This is a genomic window from Enterococcus sp. DIV0756 (genome assembly GCF_051710745.1).
In the GTDB taxonomy this organism is placed as follows: domain Bacteria; phylum Bacillota; class Bacilli; order Lactobacillales; family Enterococcaceae; genus Enterococcus_A.
This window is the reverse complement of record NZ_JBIOLF010000001.1, coordinates 1,272,148-1,293,609: the sequence shown is the minus strand read 5'-3', so window position 1 is coordinate 1,293,609 and position 21,462 is coordinate 1,272,148. Positions and strand designations below refer to the sequence as shown.

The following is a 21,462-nucleotide window of genomic DNA, read 5'->3' as shown; positions in this document are numbered from 1 at the left end:
TCATCACGCTTTTGAATCTCACTTCTAAACGATTGTGTTCTCTTCTAATCGGATCTTCAACAGGACACTTTAAAACTTTAACAGGTTTCATAGGCCTGAGCTTTTACAATTATTATTTGATTCTTTCGGCCAAACTTCGCTTTCCCGAAGACCTCATCACTAAGTATGGGGTCAACAAACAAATAATGAACATTAGTAATAACGAGCCACTGATTTCTACAACGCACGACAAAAAAGCAGAGTCGGTTAGGACTCTGCTTAATTAGAGGGACAATGTCACTATACATATTTTTTCTGAAAATAATTCTCTAGTCGATACTGAAGATGACCGATCCCAATACAAAGCAACCAATAAATTAATGCCACTAATAAATACATCGATAAATAATCAAAGGTACGTCCACCAATGATTTTTGCCTTTTGAAAAATATCAGGCACTGTAATCATTGCTGCTAAAGAAGTCCCTTTTAGTAAATCCATCGCTACATTACTTAGAGCTGGAATTGAAATCCGGAAGGCTTGTGGCAAAATGATATAACGCATCGTGGGAAAGAAACGATTTCCTAATGCATAAGCTGCATCCCATTGACCAGCATTTACTCCGGCAATCGACCCACGGTAGATTTCACCAATAAAAGCGCTGCTAGTAAAACTAAAACAAATAATCGCCGCTACTACCGCATTCAGCTGATATGGAAGTCCGAAATAAAGTAAAAACAGTAAAACTAATGCGGGCGTACCTCTTAAAAAGGATAAATAGAAACGAACAAATAGTTTTACTATTCGAAAAGGAACAAATCCTAAGATGGTCATAAGTATGCCTAACAAATTACCAAAGAAAAATGCCGCCAAACTAATTCCAATAGTATAGCCTAATCCACTTAATAAAAAAGGAATCGATTCAAACATTAATCTTAAGTCAACTGCCGGTATATACATTAGTCCGCCGAGACCTTTTCGGTTATTTCTTGTTTAGGTTTTGAGGAAACATCCGTACCGAAATATTGTTCAGCTATTTTCTTTAGGGTTCCATCCTTTTTCAAATCTGCTAAAGCCGTATTAATGTGCTTTTTTAGAGTCTCATTTTTCTTGTCAAAAAGAAATCCTGTGGAATTTGCATTAAAATAAACATCTTCTAAAATCTTGACTGGAATATCTGGTAAAGCCGCTAATGACATTTTTTGCAGATAATAGTCATTCAGAATTACATCCGTTCGTCCATTGGCCACATCCGTCAAGTATTGATCATTTGTAGCGTTATCGTAAGTCACCGCTTTTGCACCATATTTATCGGCAATTTTCATGTAACTCGTATTGGGTTCACCAGCAGCTTTTTTACCTTTTAAATCCTTTAAAGAATGAATTCCAGAATCATCGCTTTTTCGAACTATCATACTGTCGAAGGAATATTTAATAGGAGAAGATAATGAAAATTTCTTAGCGCGATCCTTTGACATGCCAAAATCATTCGCTGCAAAATCAGCTTCTCCACGATTAACAGCAGTAACCTGGCCATCAACATTGTATTCTTTAAATTTGATTTTCAAATCCAGTTTTTTTGCAACAGCCTTCGCAACATCTACATCATAGCCGATTAGTTCATTTTCATCATTGTAATAAGAAGACGGGAAAAGCGTCCCCGACGTAGCAACTATCAGTTCATTTCTATCCTTAACTTTTTTCCAGCTATCATCCCCACTGGACTCTGTGCTCCCACAGGCAGTTAGTACTAATACCGTTGCAATCACCATTAACCCCATCAACCATTTTCTCACTGTTGTCATCTCCACTTCTTTTTATATGTTATAAACGATGCCTTATTTATAGCATATAAAAAACAAAAGCATATAGTAAAATGCCTATGAAAAACAGTTAATAATACAGAAGAAATTGAACTTTCCCGTGTAATAGAACACCATATAAATAACGCTGTTTATTGTTTTTTAGAAGCGTTCAAATTACTTGTTTTAAAATTCAAAAAAAATGTTCTTATTTCCTTCGTCGTTGACGGGAATAAGAACATTCGAATTCGCTTTATTGTGTATCTTTTAAAAGGACTTCTAGACTAGCCTATCTCAACTACTTAGAAAACGCATGCCTCTTCGTAGAAGTCAATAAATCAGAACTTCTACTCATCTATTCATTTAGAAATAGACTCTATAAATAAAACGACTTTTTACAAATAACGATTCTCTCTTAAAACAATTTTTTTAATGTCCTCTATCGTTTGAGTACCGGCTAACTGCATCACCATTTCCAATTCCCTTTTAAAGAAATCAAAGACTTGCTGTACACCGGTAGCTCCACCGAGTGCCAATCCGTAAATCGCTGGTCGACCAATTGCAACTAGATCAGCACCGGATGCAAGTGCCTTAAAGACATGCTGCCCCCGTCGGATACCGCTATCAAAAACAATCGGAGCTCTACCTGCTACTGCCTCCGCCACATATTGCAAGGAATCAAAGGAGGCTGGTCCGCCGTCTAATTGACGCCCGCCATGGTTGGAGACCCAAATTCCTGAAGCTCCAGAACCGAGTGCTCTTTCGACATCTTCTTCGGACTGAACACCTTTGACATAAACCGGAAGATCAGAATAACTTGCAATAAATTCAACATCTTTCGGACTTAGTTTTTGTTTTGATGAGCCATAAACCGCATCCATTGTCTGTCCAATTCCTGATTGATACGCTTGGACAATCGGCATTGCTAAAGGAAAAGTGAAGCCATTGCGCCGATCCGTTTCACGATTGCCGCCAACAGTGGCATCGGCAGTCAACACAATTGCTTTTGCTCCATTGCGCTTAGCCATAGATAAAATATCTTGATTGATTCCATTATCTTTACTCATATAAAATTGGAACCATTGCGGTGCATCTTCTCCGCCTGCTTCACGGATTTCTTCCAAAGTACAAGAGGCATAGGAACTAGCCGTATAAATGGTACCAAAACGGGCAACACCTTTAGCTGAAGCTCGTTCGGCGGCTACATTCGCCAACCCATGAGCAGCGACGGGAGCCATAATAATGGGAACTGTTAACTCCTCACCGTCAAACTTCGTCCTTGTGTCCGGCAATTCAACATCTCTTAATACGTGAGGGATAATCAGCTTATGATTAAAAGCCTTTTCATTTTCTTGATACGTAAAAATATCTCCTGCACCGCTGCTGATGTAGCCATATCCACCTTTTGGTATGACTTCTTTTGCAGCTTCTTCTAAATCGTACATATTAATAAAATCGATTGCACCTTCTGCTGTGCTAGCTTGATAAATTTTCTCCATCTAAATCTCTACCTCCAAAGTGATAACGTTTACACAAATGATGTTACGCCTTCCTTTGTTAGGAAACAAATGATTAGCTTGTACAGTTATTTTGCTAAAAATTCATTAAAATAATAGTGAATTTAGAATAGAAAATGGTGTCTTCAGCATCCGGTACTCTTAGTATATCTTCCAGTAAAATCTAAGATGATCTCTCAAAGGAAGTCAAATTTCCGCTTTTTCACACATTTGCGACGTAATATGCCTCTTTCAAGACATAAATCGAACTAACAAAGCTTTTTGATTTATCATTTAATAAACGAGAATGGTCGATTAGACAATTGATATTCAATTTTCAAACACATCGCCTTTTAAAGAGAGGAAGGCCTCATGAATAAATCTCTGAAAAATAATTTAGAGCATGCGATAACTTTGGGATGTTTATGTTCCATTGCTTCTATTTGTAATTATTTAGCAAAAGAGCAATTAAGTTTATTCACATTCATTCACTTTATCTTGCCGACATTTTTTGTCGTCAGCCTTCTCTCGTTTGTAGTGGAGATGAGACAAAATAAATAAATTCTGTATTATAAAAGCGGAATCCTTTTTTATTAGGATTCCGCTTATTTCTCTATTCTTCTTCAGTCATGAATGTATTGAAAACTTCTTCAATCATATCCCATTCAGCGTCCGTTTCGATTTGTTGCAATTCGCCTTCGCTGCCGTCCTCGTTTTCTACGTATGCGTAAGCTTGCAATTCAACATCTTCGTCTTCAGGTGCGCCCGCTGGATAAAGCAATACATAATTGCGATTAAATTCTTCTTGACCATCGATTGTCAAAAGAATTTCGTAGAGTGTTTCATTTCCTTCATCATCCACTAAAGTAATTACTTCATGTTCGTGGTCATGATCGTGCTCGTGATCATGGTCATGCGTGTGTTCATGTGCCATATCTATTCCTCTTTTCTAAAGTTTATTGCTGGTTCGATCAAGATAATTTTGTAGAATCATGACCGCAGCAAGTTTGTCGATTACTTTTTTTCTTTTTGATCGCGAGACATCCGCTTGTTCCACCAACATCCGTTCAGCTTGCACTGTCGTTAGACGTTCATCCTGGAATTCTACCGGTAAATCAAAGAGTTCCTTGATTTTTTCGGCGTAAAGCATCGAAGCTTCTGCTCTGGGACCAATTGAATTATTCATGTTTTTAGGGAGGCCGACCACAAACTTAGTCACTTGGTATTCCTTGACCAACTCACCTAAGCGTTCAAAGCCGAACTTTCCTTTTTCTTCATCGATTCGGATAATCTCGACTCCCTGAGCAGTCCAACCGAATGGATCGCTCACTGCGATACCAACAGTTTTTGAGCCGACATCTAACCCCATTACTCTCATCGAATATCTATACCGTGATCTTTCAGATAATATTTCACCAAAACTTCCATCACTTCATCGCGCTCGTGACGACGAATCAAGTTTCGTGCATCTTGATAACGAGGAATATACGCAGGATCTCCTGATAATAAATAGCCGACGATTTGGTTGATTGGGTTATAGCCTTTTTCAGCTAAAGCATTGTAGACAATCGTCAGTGTTTCGCTAATCTCTTTTTTACGGTTGTCATCAAAATCAAAACGGACTGTTTCATCTGTGTATCCCATTTTCTCACACCTCTCCTTGGAATTATCAACAATTACATTTTACTAAAAGAAGACAAAACTTACAAATTTTGCAAGTTGCCAATCTCTTGGCTTTAGAAAATCTTCCGAATTATTATAACATTCTTTTGCTAAGATTATATTACTTTTCTTAAGCATCTTTTTTTCTTTTAAGAATAATCCTCGTTATACTGATTAAGTAGAGAGTACCTTGCAGTACAACAAAGCTTCAATAATAAAGGAGGCAAATTATGTTAAATAGATTTTTTAAATTACTCGCTTGTATTATTGGTGTAGAATTGATAGGCTCTATATCAGGATTTTTTGCTGGTGATATTCCCACGATCTATGCACAGCTAAATAAGCCACTATTGGCACCGCCAGGAAATATCGTTGGAATCATTTGGACCGTACTTTATGCATTGATCGGTTTAGCGTTATTTTTAGTCATTGACAGTAAAGAGCCAAAAAATAAAACACTAGCTTATTTTCTTTTTGGTATCCAACTGGTGCTTAATTTTATTTGGAGTATCATTTTCTTCGGCGGATCGCACTTTTGGATCGCATCATTTATCAGTCTGTTCCTTCTGATAACGATTATTTTCAGTATTCGCGAGTTTCGCGCGTTATCCAAAGGAGCAGCAATTTGTTTCATTCCTTATCTAATTTGGATCATTTATGCAACGTATCTTTCCTTTGGATTAGCCATTTTAAACTAGTTTTTCTCAAAGGACTCCCTTTCACATTGGGAGTTTTTTTATTTTTCGAAACACTTTATCAAGATCGCTGTTCCTGAAACGCCATAATCACCCGCCCCGTAAAGTGACCGATAGTCCTCTGAAAGAAAGTCAGACATCACTTTATTTGTACGTTTAAAACCTGATTTTTCATAGGATTTAATTGCTCGAATATTTTTATTGGAGGGTGCAAGTATTAGAAGTTTAATGGCTAACTGTTGATTTAAATAATTACTCAAAGCTAGAATCGCGTCATTTCCAAAGCCTTTCCCACAATTTGCTTCATCTTTCATCCAGATATCCAGCTCCGCAGAATGCGGTTTCAAATGAAAAGCAGAATAACTAATGAATCCCACAGCTTCTTGATCATTCATAATGATAAAGCCTTGCCCTTTCTCTGGTTGCGTTCCATTAAAATAATATTCCTCATAGTACTCTGTATTAAACTCTTGAAAAGTCGCAAGCTTTTTTTCAGGATAATCCGGCGGTCCGCTATGAGATTTGGTCGTTTCTGATTGAAAACACCATTCGTATACACGTTGGCGGTCTGTCAAAGTCGCCGCCTTCAGTATTATTTTATTTCCTTTTATCATAGATCCTTTCCTTTCTATATAAAATATTGGCTACTTATTTATTATACGTTACTCCACAAGAATCTGCTTTATTGATTTGACCTCTATCAAACCGGCTTGTTATACTTTTAAGCATAGAAAACGATCTAGAAAGGATGTACAGTTGAAGACTTCGATTGAAATAATCAAACCCTCCCAAGAAGAAATGGCTAGATTTATGGTTCATGAAGTGACTGATACGCTGCAAAATGTCTTAACAATCCTTGAGGAGAAAAAACTTTTCCTGGTTGGGGAAGAAAATGGCGCTCATTACAAGATCCCTTTTTCAGATATTCTTTATATCGAAGTAGTTGATAAGAAGAGCTTTATTTATACAAAGGATCTGGTATGTCAAAGTGCCGAAAAACTCTACCAACTTGAAGAAAAACTGCTGCCGCACAAGTTTATTCGTGTAGGAAAATCATTGCTGCTGAATATCGAAGCCATTAAAGCGGTTTCCCCTACTTTCAGTGGACGCTTTGAAGCTACATTGATAAATGAGGAGCGAGTCGCTGTTTCGAGAAAATATGTTCCTGATTTGAAAAAGGGTTTAGGAATGAGGAAACGTCTATGAGACTAGTGGAATATCTAAAAAGTGTTTTTCGTTTATCTTCTATGATCTTCACCTTACTAGCTACCATCAATCTATTTATCAGTAAAGATACACTGTTTGATATCATCGAATACATGCTAGTCGTTTCGGTCATCTCAGGTCTTCTGCGTTTTATCATTGAAGACAATGAGAGCTACTCAAACCGCCGAATTGTTATCAACCAAATAATCTATATTGGGTTGATTTTAGTCCAAATCGTAATTGGGGATGTTTTGTACGATTGGGGATTAGGCTTCATCGGATTAGTAAAAAATTTTGGTATCACTTTGCTGATTTACGCCTTCATCAAATTCTTTATTTACAGCAATGATAAAAAAGAGGCCGACGAAATAAATGAACTCATCCAACAGCAAAAAGAAGCAAGTAAAGGAGAATCAGAGTAATCTGGTTCTCTTTTACTTGCTACTGTGCAACAACGATCAATCGTGTACTTTCTTTATCATAAGGGGCTCTATCATAATCACCGTAAATTTGAATTCGTTTAAAGCCAGCCTCAGTCAATAGTTTCCGATACTCATCATCAAGAATGATTTTATAAACAATGTCATATTGATTATTTTCCATACGTTTCGCTGAGTGATACATATCCAATACATGGATTGTCTGAAATTGATCATCCTGCTCTTTTACAAAGACACGAGAAAAATCTTCACGATTAACAACCACTTCTATTGGTGGCAACGTTAAATTATGATGCGTCGTACCTTGAGTTAAAACCAATAGTCCGCCATCCTTAAGGCGTCCCTTCATTGATTTGAGGGCTGTGATCAAATCTACCTCTGTGTGTAAGTGTGGCAATGCGGTCGTTAGACAGACAATCGCATCGAACTTGTCTTTGTATATCTCCTCCAAAAAACGAAAATCACATTGATGTAGGGGAATTTCTTTTCCTTTTTCTTTTAGGTTCTTTTCAGCCACCTCCAACATCGCTCGGGAATAATCTGAGCCTACTACCCTCAGCCCTAATTCAGACATCATATAAAGATGCTGCCCTGTTCCGCAGGCACAATCTAAAACGCTCTCAACCTGATGCTCCGCAAAAAGAGTTTTAAAAAAAAGTTTTTCTGCTCCCAAATAATGATCGATCTCTCCGAACTCATCGTAATCATATGCAAACGTACTATAGTTATCTTTCATCTCCTTCGTCCTTTCGTCTCACAAATTTATTCCTTTATTATAGCAAATCCCTTACGAACAACTACTTTTTCTTTGAATCTATCTAAAATTTTTCAGTCTTAATCATCTTAGAAGCAGTTATCGACCACTTAGAGAAATACCATTGTTTCCGCAAAAAAAGTTGATTATAGTGGGTTTATCAAGAAGAGCAACAGATGTTTACTCTTCAAAATTTGTCTAATGGAAAAAATAAAATCTATTCATCAAAGGAGACATCGTCATGAAAGAACTTGTAAAAATTACCAATCTAAGTAAGCAATATAATCAACAGGAAGTGCTAAAATCTATTTCATTTTCGATTAAGGAAGGAGAGCTATTTTCAATTCTCGGCCCAAATGGCGCTGGAAAATCAACCTTAATTTCTTTAATTCTCGGCTTAGCAAAAGCTGATAGGGGTGAAATATTATTTGACGGTAGGAAGCTTGATTCAGACTCAATTGAACTTAAATCAATGATTTCTGTTGTCTTTCAAAACAGCATTTTAGATCCAGATTTATCCGTAAAAGAAAATTTATTCCTACGGGCATACTTTTATACGAATAACTGGAAAGAAGCTAAATCCTTAGCAAAACAAAAACTAGCGGATGTTCAAGCAAGCCATTTACTAAACAAACGATACGGCGTACTATCCGGTGGAGAAAAAAGAAAGGTTGATATTGCACGGGCACTGCTCAATACACCGACACTGCTATTCTTAGATGAGCCAACGACAGGCCTCGACATTAGCTCTCGAGCTGATATGTGGCAGCTGATTCACAGGTTAAAGGAAAAGTATCATATGACTGTCGTATTGACCACTCATTACATGGAGGAAGCTCGTGATTCAGACAATATTCTAATGTTAGATGCTGGTCAAGTAATGGCATACGATGCTCCAGAAACATTAAAACAAAATTATCATTGTTTAACTTTAGAAGATGTCTTTTTAACTATTATTGAAAAAGGGAGAGAACATTATGAATGCATTAGTTTATAGAGGGTTATTATTATTTTTTAAAAACAAACAAGCGGTGATCGGATCCTTCATTGGTGCATTGATCATGATCGTACTATATGTCTTTTTATTAGGTGACAGCATCGTTAACTCATTGTCAGTCCTTGCTCATCCACGATTAGTAGTAGATGCTTGGATGCTAGCTGGTGTGATCGCAATTGCCTCTGCCAGCTCCACACTCGGTTCGGTCAGCTTGATGATTCGCGACAAAGAACGAAATGTCTATACAGATTTTATGATTTCACCAATTTCTAAAAGTAAGATCATGCTAGGGTATTTCTTCAGTACTTTCTTGATTTCATTGTTAGTCACCCTCGTTGTTATTGTAATTGCTGAACTCTATATCGTGTTTCTTTCAAAAGGCGATTTAATGACTTTGCCACAATTTGGTTTGCTGTTTCTTGTTAGTCTACTTACAGTTTTTTGTTCTTCTGCGTTTATGTTTTTTATTGCCAGTTTTTTCCGTCGTATAGATACCTTCTCCACAATGACTTCTGTGATTGGTCCACTGATTGGTTTTCTTACCGGATGCTACGTTCCTATCGGAAGCTTGCCTGACATGGCTCAAACAGTCGTTCAATATTTTCCATTGACCAGCGGTGTGGTTTTAATTCGCCAAATATTAACTGAAAATGTCTTTACCGCTGCTGACAAACCTGCTATGTCTACAGTAAAAGAAGAACTAGGAATCATCATGAACGGGCGAAACGATATAATTCTTCCAATCGCTATTTTGCTTCTTTCAAGTTGTCTGTTTCTAGTACTTGCTTTGTGGAATGTCAAACGCGTAGAAGTAAAGCGATAATTTTTTAATAGCAAAAAAACTCTTGAGGAATCCCTCAAGAGTTTTGCGAGTTAGGTTTAATAAAGCTCTAGGTATTGATCGCGTTCCCATTCTGAGACAGTTTGACGGAAAGCTGCCCATTCCATGCGTTTTGCTTCATTGAAGTTCGTATAGATATGACTTCCTAATGCATCAATCATGATTTGGTCTTCACGCAAAGCTTTAATCGCATTATGGATTGTAGAAGGTAAATCGTAAATTTCTGCCTCTTTACGTTCTTCTTCAGTCATCACATAGATGTTGCGATCAACTGCTGCTGGTGGTGTCAAATCATTACGGATGCCATCTAATCCCGCTTCTAATAAAACAGCCATTGTTAAGTATGGATTCGCTGCTGGATCGACTGAACGTAATTCCAAACGAGTAGATAGGCCGCGTGATTCTGGAATACGAATTAATGGAGAACGGTTGCGTCCGCTCCAAGCAACATAAACAGGGGCTTCGAAACCTGGAACTAAACGTTTATAAGAGTTAACGATCGGGTTACATACTGCCGTGTATGCACGTGCGTGTTTCAAAAGTCCTGCTAGGAATTGATAAGCCGTTTTACTTAGCTTCATTGGACCCTCTTCATCATAGAACACATTCCCTTCGTCATTGAACAATGACATGTTGCAGTGCATACCAGATCCATTGATACCATAAAGAGGTTTTGGCATGAATGTCGCATGCAAGCCATGCTTACGAGCAATCGTTTTAACCACTAATTTGAATGTTTGAATATTGTCACAAGCTTCAATGGCATCTGCATATTTGAAATCAATCTCGTGTTGCCCTGGAGCTACTTCATGGTGAGAAGCCTCAACTTCAAACCCTAAGCTTTCAAGCTCCAATACGATATCACGACGGCAATTTTCACCTAAGTCAGTTGGTGCAAAATCGAAGTATCCACCCTTGTCATTTAGGTCAAGGGTTGGGTCGCCATTTTCATCCATTTTGAATAAGAAAAATTCTGGTTCAGGTCCTAAGTTAAATGAAGTGAAACCAAATTCTTCCATTCCTTTTAGAACTCGTTTTAAGTTTCCGCGCGGATCTCCTGGGAATGGGGTACCATCTGGACTATAAATATCACAGATTAATCGACCAACTTTTCCGTGGTCACTTTCCCAAGGGAAGATCATCCAAGTAGACAAGTCTGGGTATAAATACATATCGCTTTCCTCAATACGTACAAACCCTTCAATTGATGAACCGTCGAACATCATTTTGTTGTCTAAAACTTTTTCTAATTGACTAACGGGTACTTCAACATTTTTGATTGTTCCAATGACATCCGTAAACATCAGGCGTAAAAAGCGGACGTTTTCTTCTTCTACAATTCGTTTGATATCCTCTTTGTTTAGATCTTTTTTCGGCATATTATCTAATCCCTTCCTCGCACTTCATTTTTTTATATTCCACAATCACTAAAGCTTTGGACCTTGTGATTGATATGGATTTTGTTGCTGAAATCCACCTTGAGTCAACATTTCATCGTAAAAAATACGACGAACATCTTTATCAGTTAATGGTGGTTTCTCCTTGGCAGCTTTTACTTCTTCTTGGCGCATTTGATAGACACGTTTGATCCCTGCCATATTAAGTCCGTCAGATAAATAGTCTTTAATTTCTAGCAGTACATCAATGTCATTCAGAGAATACATCCTACGGTTACCTTCACTACGTTCTGGGTGAATCAATTCTTGCTCCTCATAGTACCGAATCTGTCTTGCAGTCAAATCTGTTAACTTCATAACTGTACCAATTGGAAAAACAGCAAGCGAACGTCGCAATTCTTTTTCCCGCATAACATCTCCTCCTTGTTTTTTGATGTTGGAAAAAGAATACCATCCGATAGACCAATCGTCAAGGGTTTATGTTAGATTTTCTTACATAGAGTTTTAGAATGTTCGCGTTTTCCGAGAATTCCTTAGTTTACCGGCTTTTTTAAGGACAAAAAGATGCTATACTTAAGAAAAAAGTATAGGAAAATAAAATGCAAAAGTTTAATATTGGTGACTTCGTTCAAATAAAACAGAACTTTCCATTCGCTGGGTATATCGGAATCATCACAAGTTACTCCAAAAAAACCCATACCTATTCGATCCATTTTGATAAGAATCAAAAACATTCCTTTCCGGAAGAAGCATTGGAACAGAAAACAGTATAAAAAAACCGAAATCGTTAAGATTTCGGTTTTCCTTTAAGACTGATGATACACTTCATTTACAGCATTGGTTACTGCGACTTTAACATGTTCGAAAGTTAAACCACCCTGTAAGTAGAGTGAATAAGGTTCTCTCAACGGTCCATCTGCGCTCAACTCGATACTTGCTCCTTGGACAAATGTTCCTGCAGCCATGATAATGTCATCTTCATAGCCTGCCATGTAAGAAGGTATCGGGGCGACATATGCATCAATCGGCGAGTATTTTTGGATTGCTTGACAAAATTGAATCATTTTTTCACGATCGCGAAAATCAATCAATTGAATCAGATCCGTTCGCGGTTGATTCCATTTCGGTGTCGATTCCAACTGATATTCAGCTAATAGCGCTGAAGAAAAAATAGCACCCTGAATCGCTTGACTCACAACATGCGGTGCTAAAAAGAAGCCCTGCAGCATATCAAAAACACTACCCAACATGGCACCACCCTCAGCACCTACCCCTGGCGTTGTCAGACGGTACGCGCACCGTTCAATTAGCGCTTCCTTCCCAACTATATAGCCGCCCGTTTTAGCGATCCCACCACCAGGATTTTTGATCAGTGAACCTGCCATAAGATCCGCTCCAACTTGGGTTGGCTCCAGTAACTCAGCAAATTCTCCATAACAGTTATCCACAAAAATAATAACATTTGGAGCAATGCTTTTGACAAAATCACACATCTTTTTGATTTTCTCAATGGTAAAAGATGGACGTGAAGCATACCCGCGTGACCGTTGAATTGCAATAACCTTTGTTTTATCAGTAATTTTCTCTTTCACACTAGCAAAATCAACAGTGCCGTCTTCCAAAAGATCCACTTTGTCGTAACCAATATTGTATTCCCTGAACGATCCGATGCCATTGCCTTGAACACCAATTACTTCAAGTAAAGTGTCATAAGGAGTCCCCGTGATATACAATAAATCATCTCCAGGACGCAGCACACCAAATAGCGAGGTCGCAATTGCGTGGGTTCCTGAAACAATTTGAGGACGAACTAAGGCAGCTTCAGTACCAAATGTCTGCGCATAAACAGCCTCTAAAACATCTCGTCCTTGATCATCATTCCCATAACCAGTTGATGGCAGAAAATGACTCTCCGACACATGATTCTCACGAAAAGCCGTTAATACTTTTGCTTGATTCGACAAAGCAACTTCTCGCACTTCTTGTAATCGTTCTGCTATTTTTTTATCAATTTGATCGATTTTCTCAACCAGCTCTGGTGCTAGCTTAGTTGTCCAATTCATCTTCCATTCTCCTAATCCAAAGAGAGTTTTTCTTAGCAAAGCCTCGAATGATATATTGTTCATTTTCCTCATCAAAGTTTTCGCTTAAGACAAGAGTCTCTCGTTTCATTCCACTTAAGGCTTGACCCTCATTCGCATTCAGAGTCAGCATATATGGTTCAAGTAAATTCATAATTTCGCGCTTGATGGCCTCCGCTAGTAGCTCCTTACCTTTATTCGTCTTTGCGGAAATTAAAACACTTGGAAATAAGGTCGGTACAAAAGAAAACTCATCGATTCGATCAGCTTTGTTATAGATTGTAAGCATAGGAATATCATCCATTTCAAGTTCCTTCAATAAATCAATAACGGTCTTTTCCTGCTGTTGTCGATCTTCCGCACTGGCATCTACAATATGCAATAGAAGATCCATCCCTTTACTTTCTTCTAAAGTTGATTGGAAAGCATCGACTAATTGCGTAGGTAAATCTTGAATAAAACCTACCGTATCTGTGATCGTGGTCTCCATTCCTTGAGGTAAATGCCAACGCTTCGTTAACGGATCTAGGGTCGCAAATAACTGATCTTCAGAATACGTATCAGCATTCGTCAACAAGTTTAAAATTGTTGATTTACCAGCATTTGTATAACCGATCAAGCCCATCTGGAAAATACTAGATTGTTGACGTTTTTGTCGACTGCGCTCACGATGGGCTTCTACTTCTTTTAGCTCTTTTTTAATTGAGGAGATTCGGCGGCGAATATGACGTCGATCCGTTTCTAGCTTTGTTTCCCCAGGTCCACGCGTGCCAATTCCACCTCCGAGACGGGATAAACTTTGCCCTTGACCGACCAATCGAGGCAATAAATAATCTAGTTGGGCAAGCTCCACCTGTAATTTTCCTTCCTTTGAGCGAGCACGCTGTGCGAAGATATCTAAAATCAGTTGGATTCGGTCAATTACTGGAACACCTACCTGCGCCTCGATTGTTTGGCTTTGACGTGGTGATAAAGCATGATTGAAAATCACCAGCTCTGCTTCATGAGCATCTACCAACTGCGCTAACTCTTCTAGTTTTCCCTTACCGATAATAGTTTGACGATCAACCTTAGGACGTTTTTGAGTTAATGAAAAAACTATCTCGCCATGAGCCGTCTTGGTTAGTCCGGCCAACTCATGCATCGATTCTAAATAATTATATCTACTCTCGTCTGTTTCGACACCGACTAAAATGACTCTTTCTGACAATCCGTTTCCTCCTATTTAGTAATACGATATTTTCAAAATGAAAAAAGTCTTGTTCCCAATGCTTTTATGAATCAATTCTATGCAACTTATTCTTCATCAATTGGAGAAATGTGGTCGCCATTAGCTAACCAATTAGCGATCTCTGTTTCAATCACTTTAATTATTTCCGGCTGCTGAATCAAATCATACCAATGAACAGACATACGATTGCGAAACCAAGTCAGCTGGCGTTTAGCATAGCGTCGTGAATGTAATTTTACTTCCTCTATCGCTGCTTCTAAGGACGAATCGCCAGAAAAATAAGGGAAAAATTCCTTATAGCCAATTCCCTGTGCAGCTTGAACGGTTGGATTTTTCGCCAAATTCCTAGCTTCTTCCAGTAACCCTTGTTCCACCATGAGGTCCACACGTTGGTTAATCCGTTGATACAAAATCGACCGATCAGTATTTAAGCCGATCAAAAAACTATCATAGAGTTCTTTTGGCTGTTCTTTTGGCTCTAAAATTGAATGCCCTGTTAACTCGAACACCTCTAATGCTCGAATGACTTTCTTACGATTATTGTAATGAATCTTCTCGGCAGCCAAGGGATCGCTTAGCTGTAACTTTTCCCACAACGCCGGATTCCCGTTTTCTTCAGCAAAGACTTCATACTTCTCACGAATGGAATCGTCTTCTGGTTCTCCCTCACTACCAAGCTTGTAATCCCATAGTAGAGACTGGATATAAAGTCCCGTTCCACCAACGATAATTGGTATCTTTCCACGCTGACTAATTTCTTGAATCGCTTCTCTGGCACTCTTTTGAAAATCCGCCGCTGAATAGCTTTCATCAACACCACGTACATCAATCAAATGATGTGGAATTCCTGCCATCTCCTCAGTCGTTACTTTTGCGGTTCCAATATCTAATCCACGATAAACCTGCATTGAATCCCCACTAATGATTTCACCGTTAAAACGTTTCGCTAAATCAATGCTTAAGCTGGTCTTACCAACTGCAGTCGGTCCTACGATTGCGATTACCTTCATTGCTTGAACCTGCTTCTCGTTCGAATGGCTTTTTCTGGAAAATCAGTAATGACGCCAGCCAAATTGTTTTCAAAACACATCATCAACGTTTCATATAAGTTTGGAGTCCAAGGTCGAATCGACTTTTCAAAGTTTTTGACAATCTCAGGATGCTGTTTCACCCAATCAGAACTAGGATGTAGTCCTTCAATAAAATCGCTGTCCAAAACGATTTGATATTTTTCTAAGTCGTTTTTTTGAATCAGATCGTATTGTGCGTCTGGTTCATACTCGTGCATAATCCGTAATGATTCAAAGTTGAAACTAGCATACCAATAAGTAAAAGGCCATTCTTTGCTTGTCATAACCTGCGAGATTTTTTCTTCAATTCCCGGATAGTGAAATTTGTTCGTCTTGATTTCGATACATAAAATTCCTCGAAAACGCATCTGTAGCAGTAAATTCAAAACTTCCTGCAGGGTAGATATTTTTGTTGCCTGATACTTTTCATCAAACCAGCTACCTGCATCCAATTCTTTGATTTCTTTTAACGTTAATTCACGAATCAAACCCTTACCATCTGTTGTGCGATCTACACTCTCGTCATGAATCACCACTAATTGCTGATCAGCCGTTAAATGAACATCTAATTCAATCCCATCTGCGCCTGATCGTACCGCCTCCATAAACGCAGGCAAAGTATTTTCTGGATGAGTCCCTGCGCTCCCACGATGAGCAATAATTGCTGTCATCTATTTACCACCTCGTCCGTAATCACAATTTGTAAAAATCTATTGTACTTTAAAATAGCTTAACGGCTGTTTCGTTTTGCGAGACAATTGCTGTTTTTTTTCGTCTAAAATCTCCAACAGCTGTTCTGAAAAAGTCTCCATCACAATTCGGCCTCCCTTGTAAGTATAGCCCCCAATTTTAACCGTTTCTTCAGGAGATAAAATAACTTTTCGGTGTGAAATGTTTTTAAAAAATTCTTCAATTAAGTAATTGGGCAGATAAAAATTATTTTGTGCAGCAAAAGAATTCAAATAAATGAAATCATCAATTGTAATGTAACAATCGTCAAATGAATTGAACGTCACATATTCCTGCATCAACACATTGCGTTTGGATAATATTTCGTTGATTTTCTTATTTAAGAGATTTATGGTTTCAATTTCTTTGACCTGATGCTCCAACTCTCTTTCACGTTTGTGGCGTAAATCAATATACTTAAAGACAAAAAAGACAGCAACTCCTGTAATACCTGCACCGATCAACACGCCGATTAGTCCAATAAATGCAATCTCCACGTTTTTCCCTCCTGTTTCATAGTAACAATAGAATTATTTTTTCGAATAAAAACCATTCTCAATCCAGACATCATTTCATTAAATTGTTATTTTCTAAAGTTTTGGAAAACTGAATGTGACATCTGATTGTCTGCGCTATTAATAGTACCATATTTTCCTATTTCTAGGATAGTTTGAGTCGCTTAAAAAAACGAAGCCTTCTATTTGACCAAAACTGACCAACGTTGTATACTTTCTATATGTTTTAGCAATCCAACCTTGTTTGTGCTAAACTAATCTACGAACAATATTTTAAGGAGGATTCACTATGAATTTAGTTCCTACAGTCATTGAACAATCATCTCGTGGCGAACGTGCTTACGACATTTATTCTCGTTTATTGAAGGACCGTATCATTATGTTGAGCGGCGAAGTGAACGATGATATGGCGAACACTATCATCGCCCAATTACTTTTCTTGGATGCCCAAGATTCTGAAAAAGATATTTATCTTTACATCAATTCACCAGGTGGTAGCGTTTCTGCTGGTTTAGCAATTTTTGATACTATGAATTTTGTTAAAGCTGATGTTCAGACAATCGTACTTGGTATGGCTGCTTCCATGGGTAGCTTCTTGCTAACTGCGGGTGCGAAAGGCAAACGTTTCGCTTTACCTAATGCTGAGATCATGATTCATCAACCATTGGGTGGTGCTCAGGGTCAAGCAACAGAAATCGAAATCGCTGCTCGTCATATCTTAAAAACCCGCGAACGATTGAACAACATCTTAGCTGAGCGGACTGGACAACCAATTGAAGTCATTGAACGCGACACAGATCGCGACAACTTCATGACTGCTGAAGAAGCAAAAGCTTATGGATTGATTGATGAAGTAATGGAAAACAGCAGCTCATTAAGCTAAACCTAAACCATAAAAAAACCGAGGATGCCCTCGGTTTTTTTCTTTGTCATTCTTACCTGCTTCAACTTGGAATTCTCTATAAACCGACCTCATCAATTATTAGAAAGAGGATCAAGCGATCCTTTGCCATGGACCGACGCGTGATTACGATTGTATTGCAAATGCATTCGGCTTGTAAGCAATCTCCGCAGGTCCCTTTTTTAATACATGGTGTTTTTTCTAACTCTAAGCGATGTGCATTCAATGGAGAGGTATTTTTACGTACCATTTCAAGTGTTGTATTTAAATCTCCATAGACTTTTTTCATACTGACAAAGGCTAGAACTTTATCCGGCCCATAGGTAATTGCCGCCACTCGATTCCCTACACTGTCGATATTCACAAGCTCTCCCTCTTCTGTTATGCCATTAATACTTGTTAAAAAATAATCTGCGGTCAACGCTTGTTTCATTACTTGATGTCGTTCTTCCGGCGTAGTCGTTTTTTCCCGGTCAATCATCTTTTGTCCTCGCTGATATAAATCAGCAATAATTCCCGATTGCTCAACTGTGATCGAACCGCCAAATCCGACAGATTTATTTGGTTCAATAATTTTTAGAGCTTGATGCTTTGCTTCCGTCAAATTTTGACAAATAATCGGATTAAAATTCCTGCGATTTAATTTTTTGCTTAATGTCATTGCTGCAGCAGTATAACGTTCTTTTAAATACTCCTTCATCATTTTCCTCCTTAAGCTACTCTTATTCATTCTCAAGGATTTTTATCATGATAGCAAGAACAAATAAAAGAAGCCTAAGAAAAAACTTAGGCAGTTGGTATTTTGACTTTTTTTGCTGATTTTGTGCGAAAAGCAGCAAGTTCTTTAATATCATTTAGGATGTTTTCATTCGTGACCTCAAAGGAGACGGATTTCCCGAGTTTACTAGATTTAGCATTTTTGTATTTTTCTTTGGTGTAGTTATCACACATCTGAACTAGTACATCTGCATCGTCTATTTCCTTAGCGCTAAAGGAAACCATAGCTACGAAAAAACCTTGTTTAGGATAAATAGTACACAGTGATTTACCGCTTTTTTGAAACTTTATATTCCAACCTTTCCAGTAACCTTCCCCCATTGAGCATCTACTGTAGGTTTTTTTGGGTTTTATCCGGTACGTCCGTATTAAATGATCTGATAATTCCTGCCAAAGAGGGTTGGCAATAAAATCCGTGATTTGTTGTTCTGTCGGTTCCTGTTCGCCATTGAACATGTCATACCATTGCATAATTACACCAGCTTTCTTCTATTTATTGATAATTATTAACAATTCTATCTGATTTTTATCCATGACGCTTGTCACACAGTGCTCTTTTCAAAAAAAACATCCAACAAATGAAGTGACCCCCAAAAGTTAGACTTATTTCGGAGTAGAGAAATCTACTCCTTTTTTTGTTTGTTAAGATGGGCAATTATGCCGCTTTCTGTGCAGCTTTTCGAAATTGAACAGGGCTTTTCCAGTTCAATTTCTGTTTCATCCGGTGATTGTTGTAGTAATAGATATAGTCATCGATCGCCGTTTTTAGTTCATCAAAACTGTGATAGGTTTCCCCATGAAAGATTTCTTGTTTTAGAAGACTGAAGAAATTCTCCATGATTGAATTATCTAAACAATTCCCTTTGCGAGACATACTTTGAAAGATTTTCTGTTTCTTTAGTTTTTGCCGATAGGCCTTCATTTGATAAGCCCAACCTTGATCCGAATGGAAGGTGCGACGATAGGGGCAATCAGCCGTGATCGCGATGGCTTCTTCTAAACCTTCCATAATTGCCAAGGCATTCGGTTTTTCTGAAATGCGGTACGAAAGAATCTCGCTATTATACATGTCCATAAACGGGTCTAGGTATAACTTTCTTTGTCGGATCACGCCTTTGGTATCTATTTCAAAATACTTGAATTCTGTTGTATCAGTCGTAATTTTTTGATGACAGATATTCGTGTAAAAATGACGACGAATTCGGTGTTTCGCCACTTTGCCGACCTTTCCTCGGTAAGAGCTGTAGCGACGTGATTTCCGAGTGTAGGAACGGACTTCGATCCCTAGTTTTCGAATCAAACGTTGAACTTTCTTTTTATTGACATGAAAGCCTCGCTCTTTTAGTTCGTTGGTCATTCGTAAACAGCCATAATCTTTGTGTTCTTTACGAATACGAAGCATTTCGGCTTCGATTCCTTGATCGGGATTTTCTCTGTCAAATCGTTTTTGCCAGTACATAAATGTCGCTTTAGGAAAGTTCAACGTCTCAAGAAGCTCAACTAATTTGAATGATCCTCGGAGGCTGTCGATGGTTCGTGCGATTGATTCGTTCGTCTTTGTTGGGCTTCCTGTTTTCGCAGCTTCCTCAGCTCTTTTAAAAAGGCATTCTCAATTTGAAGGGAACGCACTTGTTTTTCTAATTCTTTAATACGGTCTCGTTCTTCCGGTGTTGTCTCAATTGAACGCTTCTTTTTCTGTTCTTTTTTCTCAGCCAAAGCGGATGGACGTCCTTTCGTTTTTGAGAGTCCATCGATACCATCATCCCGAAATTTTCTCATCCAATTGGCAATGAGAGACGGATTATTCATTTTAAGTACATTGGCAATTTCACGATAAGACAGCTCACTAGTTTGATATAACTCTATCGCATCCAACTTAAATTGAACAGAATAATTCGCATTTTTACGTTTTCTGAGAAGACCTTCTTCGCCAAATTCCCGGTAGGAATTCACCCAATCTAGTATTTGTCTACTATCCTTAACCGAATGTACCTTTGCTAAATAGCTATAACCACCTTTCCCATCTAAGTATTCTTGAACTACTTTCAATTTGAATTCAAAACTATATTTAGTCATAAAAAATACCGACCTCCAAGAGCTAGATTTTGGTCTAACTTTTGGGGGTCGGTTCAAAATGTGGATGTTTTTTACTTATTCTTTTTGCGAGTAACCATTTTGGTAGTCAATTTTGATTCCATCTTGAATATTATAAACAAAGAGATTGAATGAAATCTGGTCGTCTTCAATACTTTGTGCTTCCATCTGTACACCACGAGCGACTAGCTCGTCTCCTTTGAAAAAAGGAGTCACACGGTAACGCACATGATGGTTGGTTCTACGAATATAGTTCCCAATTTCTTTTTCATGATCATTCATACCTGGATCATTCAGGGAAGCCGTTCCAGTCATCAAATTCTTTAGATTATTGTTCTCACCCGAAAACTGATAAGCGATCAGATGTGCCCTATTATACAATGGCTCATCGTTGTAAAACTTTTGTCGCCAGCCAGTCGGCTTCACATATAGGCGCTCACGTTCTTGATGAGGCATCAATTCTTTCCCCAGCATGGCATTTGCGACTCCAACGCGATTCAATTTATCCAAATCAGAAAAACGTGTCCAAGTTCCTTGATCCAATGAAAGATCGTTTTGAGAAAAACTTGGCTGATTATGATTCAATTCGATCGTTTGATGCTGTCCATCAAAGTCAGGAACTTCCGATAAACGGCTAACTGTGACTTCTTTTGTTGCATTATCTGTTTGGTTATCTGGCTTTACTTGAGAGTAAAGTCCATAAATACCCGCTAATAATACGACTACTGCCGAAATTATTTTAGGGGCTTGTTTCTTTGCTGCGATGGTTATTCAACTCCTACTTCTGTTTTCCCA

Annotated in this window: 26 protein-coding genes; 7 read left to right on the top strand and 19 right to left on the bottom strand. The window is 38.2% G+C overall.

Annotation, left to right across the window (positions count from 1 at the left end; all coding sequences use genetic code 11):
* Positions 1-279 precede the first annotated feature (279 nt).
* The 6 genes from IGI44_RS06225 to IGI44_RS06200 all read right to left on the bottom strand — a co-directional run bounded on the left by IGI44_RS06225 (position 280) and on the right by IGI44_RS06200 (position 4,921).
* The gene (locus IGI44_RS06225) at positions 280-939 is read right to left on the bottom strand and encodes an amino acid ABC transporter permease (protein ID WP_438786923.1); all 660 of its coding nucleotides are present in this window, start codon (positions 937-939) and stop codon (positions 280-282) included.
* Positions 939-1,775, bottom strand: coding sequence for a transporter substrate-binding domain-containing protein (locus IGI44_RS06220; protein ID WP_438786922.1), 837 nt, complete (start codon positions 1,773-1,775; stop codon positions 939-941). Before IGI44_RS06220 ends, IGI44_RS06225 begins: the two co-directional genes overlap by 1 nt.
* Positions 1,776-2,176: 401 nt before the next feature.
* Positions 2,177-3,280 (bottom strand): alpha-hydroxy-acid oxidizing protein, encoded by a 1,104-nt coding sequence (locus IGI44_RS06215; protein WP_438786921.1) that lies wholly within the window; start codon positions 3,278-3,280, stop codon positions 2,177-2,179.
* Positions 3,281-3,890: 610 nt separating this feature from the next.
* On the bottom strand, positions 3,891-4,211 hold the full coding sequence (locus tag IGI44_RS06210; protein ID WP_218257062.1) for a DUF1292 domain-containing protein: 321 nt from the start codon (positions 4,209-4,211) through the stop codon (positions 3,891-3,893).
* Positions 4,212-4,226: 15 nt separating this feature from the next.
* Positions 4,227-4,655 (bottom strand): Holliday junction resolvase RuvX, encoded by a 429-nt coding sequence (gene ruvX, locus IGI44_RS06205; RefSeq protein WP_438786920.1) that lies wholly within the window; start codon positions 4,653-4,655, stop codon positions 4,227-4,229.
* Positions 4,652-4,921: an IreB family regulatory phosphoprotein gene (locus IGI44_RS06200; protein WP_010739601.1), complete on the bottom strand. Its 270-nt coding sequence runs from the start codon at positions 4,919-4,921 to the stop codon at positions 4,652-4,654. Before IGI44_RS06200 ends, ruvX begins: the two co-directional genes overlap by 4 nt.
* Positions 4,922-5,169: 248 nt before the next feature.
* On the opposite strand from IGI44_RS06200, the gene IGI44_RS06195 reads away from it, so the two are divergent.
* Complete coding sequence (locus tag IGI44_RS06195; RefSeq protein ID WP_438786919.1) at positions 5,170-5,637, top strand: TspO/MBR family protein; 468 nt, start codon at positions 5,170-5,172, stop codon at positions 5,635-5,637.
* 38 nt (positions 5,638-5,675) lie between these two features.
* Here the strand turns inward: IGI44_RS06195 and IGI44_RS06190 are convergent, their stop codons facing one another.
* Positions 5,676-6,248, bottom strand: a complete 573-nt coding sequence (locus tag IGI44_RS06190; RefSeq protein WP_438786918.1) for a GNAT family N-acetyltransferase — start codon at positions 6,246-6,248, stop codon at positions 5,676-5,678.
* Between the two features lie 142 nt (positions 6,249-6,390).
* Between IGI44_RS06190 and IGI44_RS06185 the strand changes: the two genes are divergently transcribed.
* A complete protein-coding gene (locus IGI44_RS06185) occupies positions 6,391-6,840 on the top strand; it encodes a LytTR family DNA-binding domain-containing protein (protein ID WP_438786917.1) in 450 nt (149 codons plus the stop codon).
* The gene (locus IGI44_RS06180) at positions 6,837-7,262 is read left to right on the top strand and encodes a DUF3021 family protein (RefSeq protein WP_438786916.1); all 426 of its coding nucleotides are present in this window, start codon (positions 6,837-6,839) and stop codon (positions 7,260-7,262) included. Before IGI44_RS06185 ends, IGI44_RS06180 begins: the two co-directional genes overlap by 4 nt.
* Positions 7,263-7,281: 19 nt before the next feature.
* Here IGI44_RS06180 and IGI44_RS06175 read toward each other — a convergent pair whose 3' ends face one another.
* On the bottom strand, positions 7,282-8,016 hold the full coding sequence (locus IGI44_RS06175; RefSeq protein ID WP_438786915.1) for a class I SAM-dependent methyltransferase: 735 nt from the start codon (positions 8,014-8,016) through the stop codon (positions 7,282-7,284).
* Between the two features lie 259 nt (positions 8,017-8,275).
* Here IGI44_RS06175 and IGI44_RS06170 point away from each other — a divergent pair, with 259 nt between their 5' ends.
* Entirely contained in the window at positions 8,276-9,031 is a 756-nt protein-coding gene (locus IGI44_RS06170; RefSeq protein ID WP_438786914.1) for an ABC transporter ATP-binding protein, read from the top strand.
* Complete coding sequence (locus tag IGI44_RS06165; RefSeq protein ID WP_438786913.1) at positions 9,012-9,854, top strand: ABC transporter permease; 843 nt, start codon at positions 9,012-9,014, stop codon at positions 9,852-9,854. Before IGI44_RS06170 ends, IGI44_RS06165 begins: the two co-directional genes overlap by 20 nt.
* Before the next feature lie 56 nt (positions 9,855-9,910).
* Here the strand turns inward: IGI44_RS06165 and glnA are convergent, their stop codons facing one another.
* A complete protein-coding gene (gene glnA / locus IGI44_RS06160) occupies positions 9,911-11,251 on the bottom strand; it encodes a type I glutamate--ammonia ligase (RefSeq protein ID WP_438786912.1) in 1,341 nt (446 codons plus the stop codon).
* Between the two features lie 48 nt (positions 11,252-11,299).
* Positions 11,300-11,680: a MerR family transcriptional regulator gene (locus IGI44_RS06155; RefSeq protein ID WP_010744471.1), complete on the bottom strand. Its 381-nt coding sequence runs from the start codon at positions 11,678-11,680 to the stop codon at positions 11,300-11,302.
* Positions 11,681-11,868: 188 nt separating this feature from the next.
* Here IGI44_RS06155 and IGI44_RS06150 point away from each other — a divergent pair, with 188 nt between their 5' ends.
* Positions 11,869-12,042, top strand: a complete 174-nt coding sequence (locus tag IGI44_RS06150; RefSeq protein WP_438786911.1) for a hypothetical protein — start codon at positions 11,869-11,871, stop codon at positions 12,040-12,042.
* A gap of 33 nt (positions 12,043-12,075) precedes the next feature.
* Here IGI44_RS06150 and IGI44_RS06145 read toward each other — a convergent pair whose 3' ends face one another.
* The 5 genes from IGI44_RS06145 to IGI44_RS06125 form a co-directional block, all read right to left on the bottom strand.
* Entirely contained in the window at positions 12,076-13,332 is a 1,257-nt protein-coding gene (locus IGI44_RS06145) for an aminotransferase class I/II-fold pyridoxal phosphate-dependent enzyme (RefSeq protein WP_438786910.1), read from the bottom strand.
* Positions 13,316-14,560 carry a GTPase HflX gene (hflX, locus tag IGI44_RS06140; RefSeq protein WP_438786909.1) on the bottom strand — a complete coding sequence of 415 codons (1,245 nt, stop codon included), beginning with the start codon at positions 14,558-14,560 and terminating at the stop codon, positions 13,316-13,318. The genes IGI44_RS06145 and hflX overlap by 17 nt, the downstream gene beginning before the upstream one ends.
* 86 nt (positions 14,561-14,646) lie before the next feature.
* Entirely contained in the window at positions 14,647-15,591 is a 945-nt protein-coding gene (gene miaA, locus IGI44_RS06135; protein WP_438786908.1) for a tRNA (adenosine(37)-N6)-dimethylallyltransferase MiaA, read from the bottom strand.
* On the bottom strand, positions 15,588-16,322 hold the full coding sequence (locus IGI44_RS06130; protein ID WP_438786907.1) for a glycerophosphodiester phosphodiesterase: 735 nt from the start codon (positions 16,320-16,322) through the stop codon (positions 15,588-15,590). Before IGI44_RS06130 ends, miaA begins: the two co-directional genes overlap by 4 nt.
* Before the next feature lie 39 nt (positions 16,323-16,361).
* Positions 16,362-16,877 carry a hypothetical protein gene (locus tag IGI44_RS06125; RefSeq protein WP_438786906.1) on the bottom strand — a complete coding sequence of 172 codons (516 nt, stop codon included), beginning with the start codon at positions 16,875-16,877 and terminating at the stop codon, positions 16,362-16,364.
* 307 nt (positions 16,878-17,184) lie between these two features.
* Between IGI44_RS06125 and clpP the strand changes: the two genes are divergently transcribed.
* Positions 17,185-17,778, top strand: a complete 594-nt coding sequence (gene clpP, locus IGI44_RS06120) for an ATP-dependent Clp endopeptidase proteolytic subunit ClpP (protein WP_016181975.1) — start codon at positions 17,185-17,187, stop codon at positions 17,776-17,778.
* Positions 17,779-17,854: 76 nt separating this feature from the next.
* Here the strand turns inward: clpP and IGI44_RS06115 are convergent, their stop codons facing one another.
* From IGI44_RS06115 to IGI44_RS06100, 4 genes are all read right to left on the bottom strand, one after another.
* The gene (locus IGI44_RS06115) at positions 17,855-18,496 is read right to left on the bottom strand and encodes a lactate utilization protein (protein ID WP_438786905.1); all 642 of its coding nucleotides are present in this window, start codon (positions 18,494-18,496) and stop codon (positions 17,855-17,857) included.
* Positions 18,497-18,582: 86 nt separating this feature from the next.
* A complete protein-coding gene (locus IGI44_RS06110; protein ID WP_438786904.1) occupies positions 18,583-19,044 on the bottom strand; it encodes a DUF3788 domain-containing protein in 462 nt (153 codons plus the stop codon).
* A gap of 184 nt (positions 19,045-19,228) precedes the next feature.
* A protein-coding gene (locus IGI44_RS06105) for an IS3 family transposase (protein ID WP_438786903.1) occupies positions 19,229-20,649 on the bottom strand; the annotation gives its coding sequence in 2 pieces (ribosomal slippage) (positions 19,229-20,172 and positions 20,172-20,649; 1,422 coding nt in all).
* 75 nt (positions 20,650-20,724) lie between these two features.
* On the bottom strand, positions 20,725-21,438 hold the full coding sequence (locus IGI44_RS06100; RefSeq protein WP_438788925.1) for a DNA/RNA non-specific endonuclease: 714 nt from the start codon (positions 21,436-21,438) through the stop codon (positions 20,725-20,727).
* Positions 21,439-21,462: the final 24 nt, after the last annotated feature.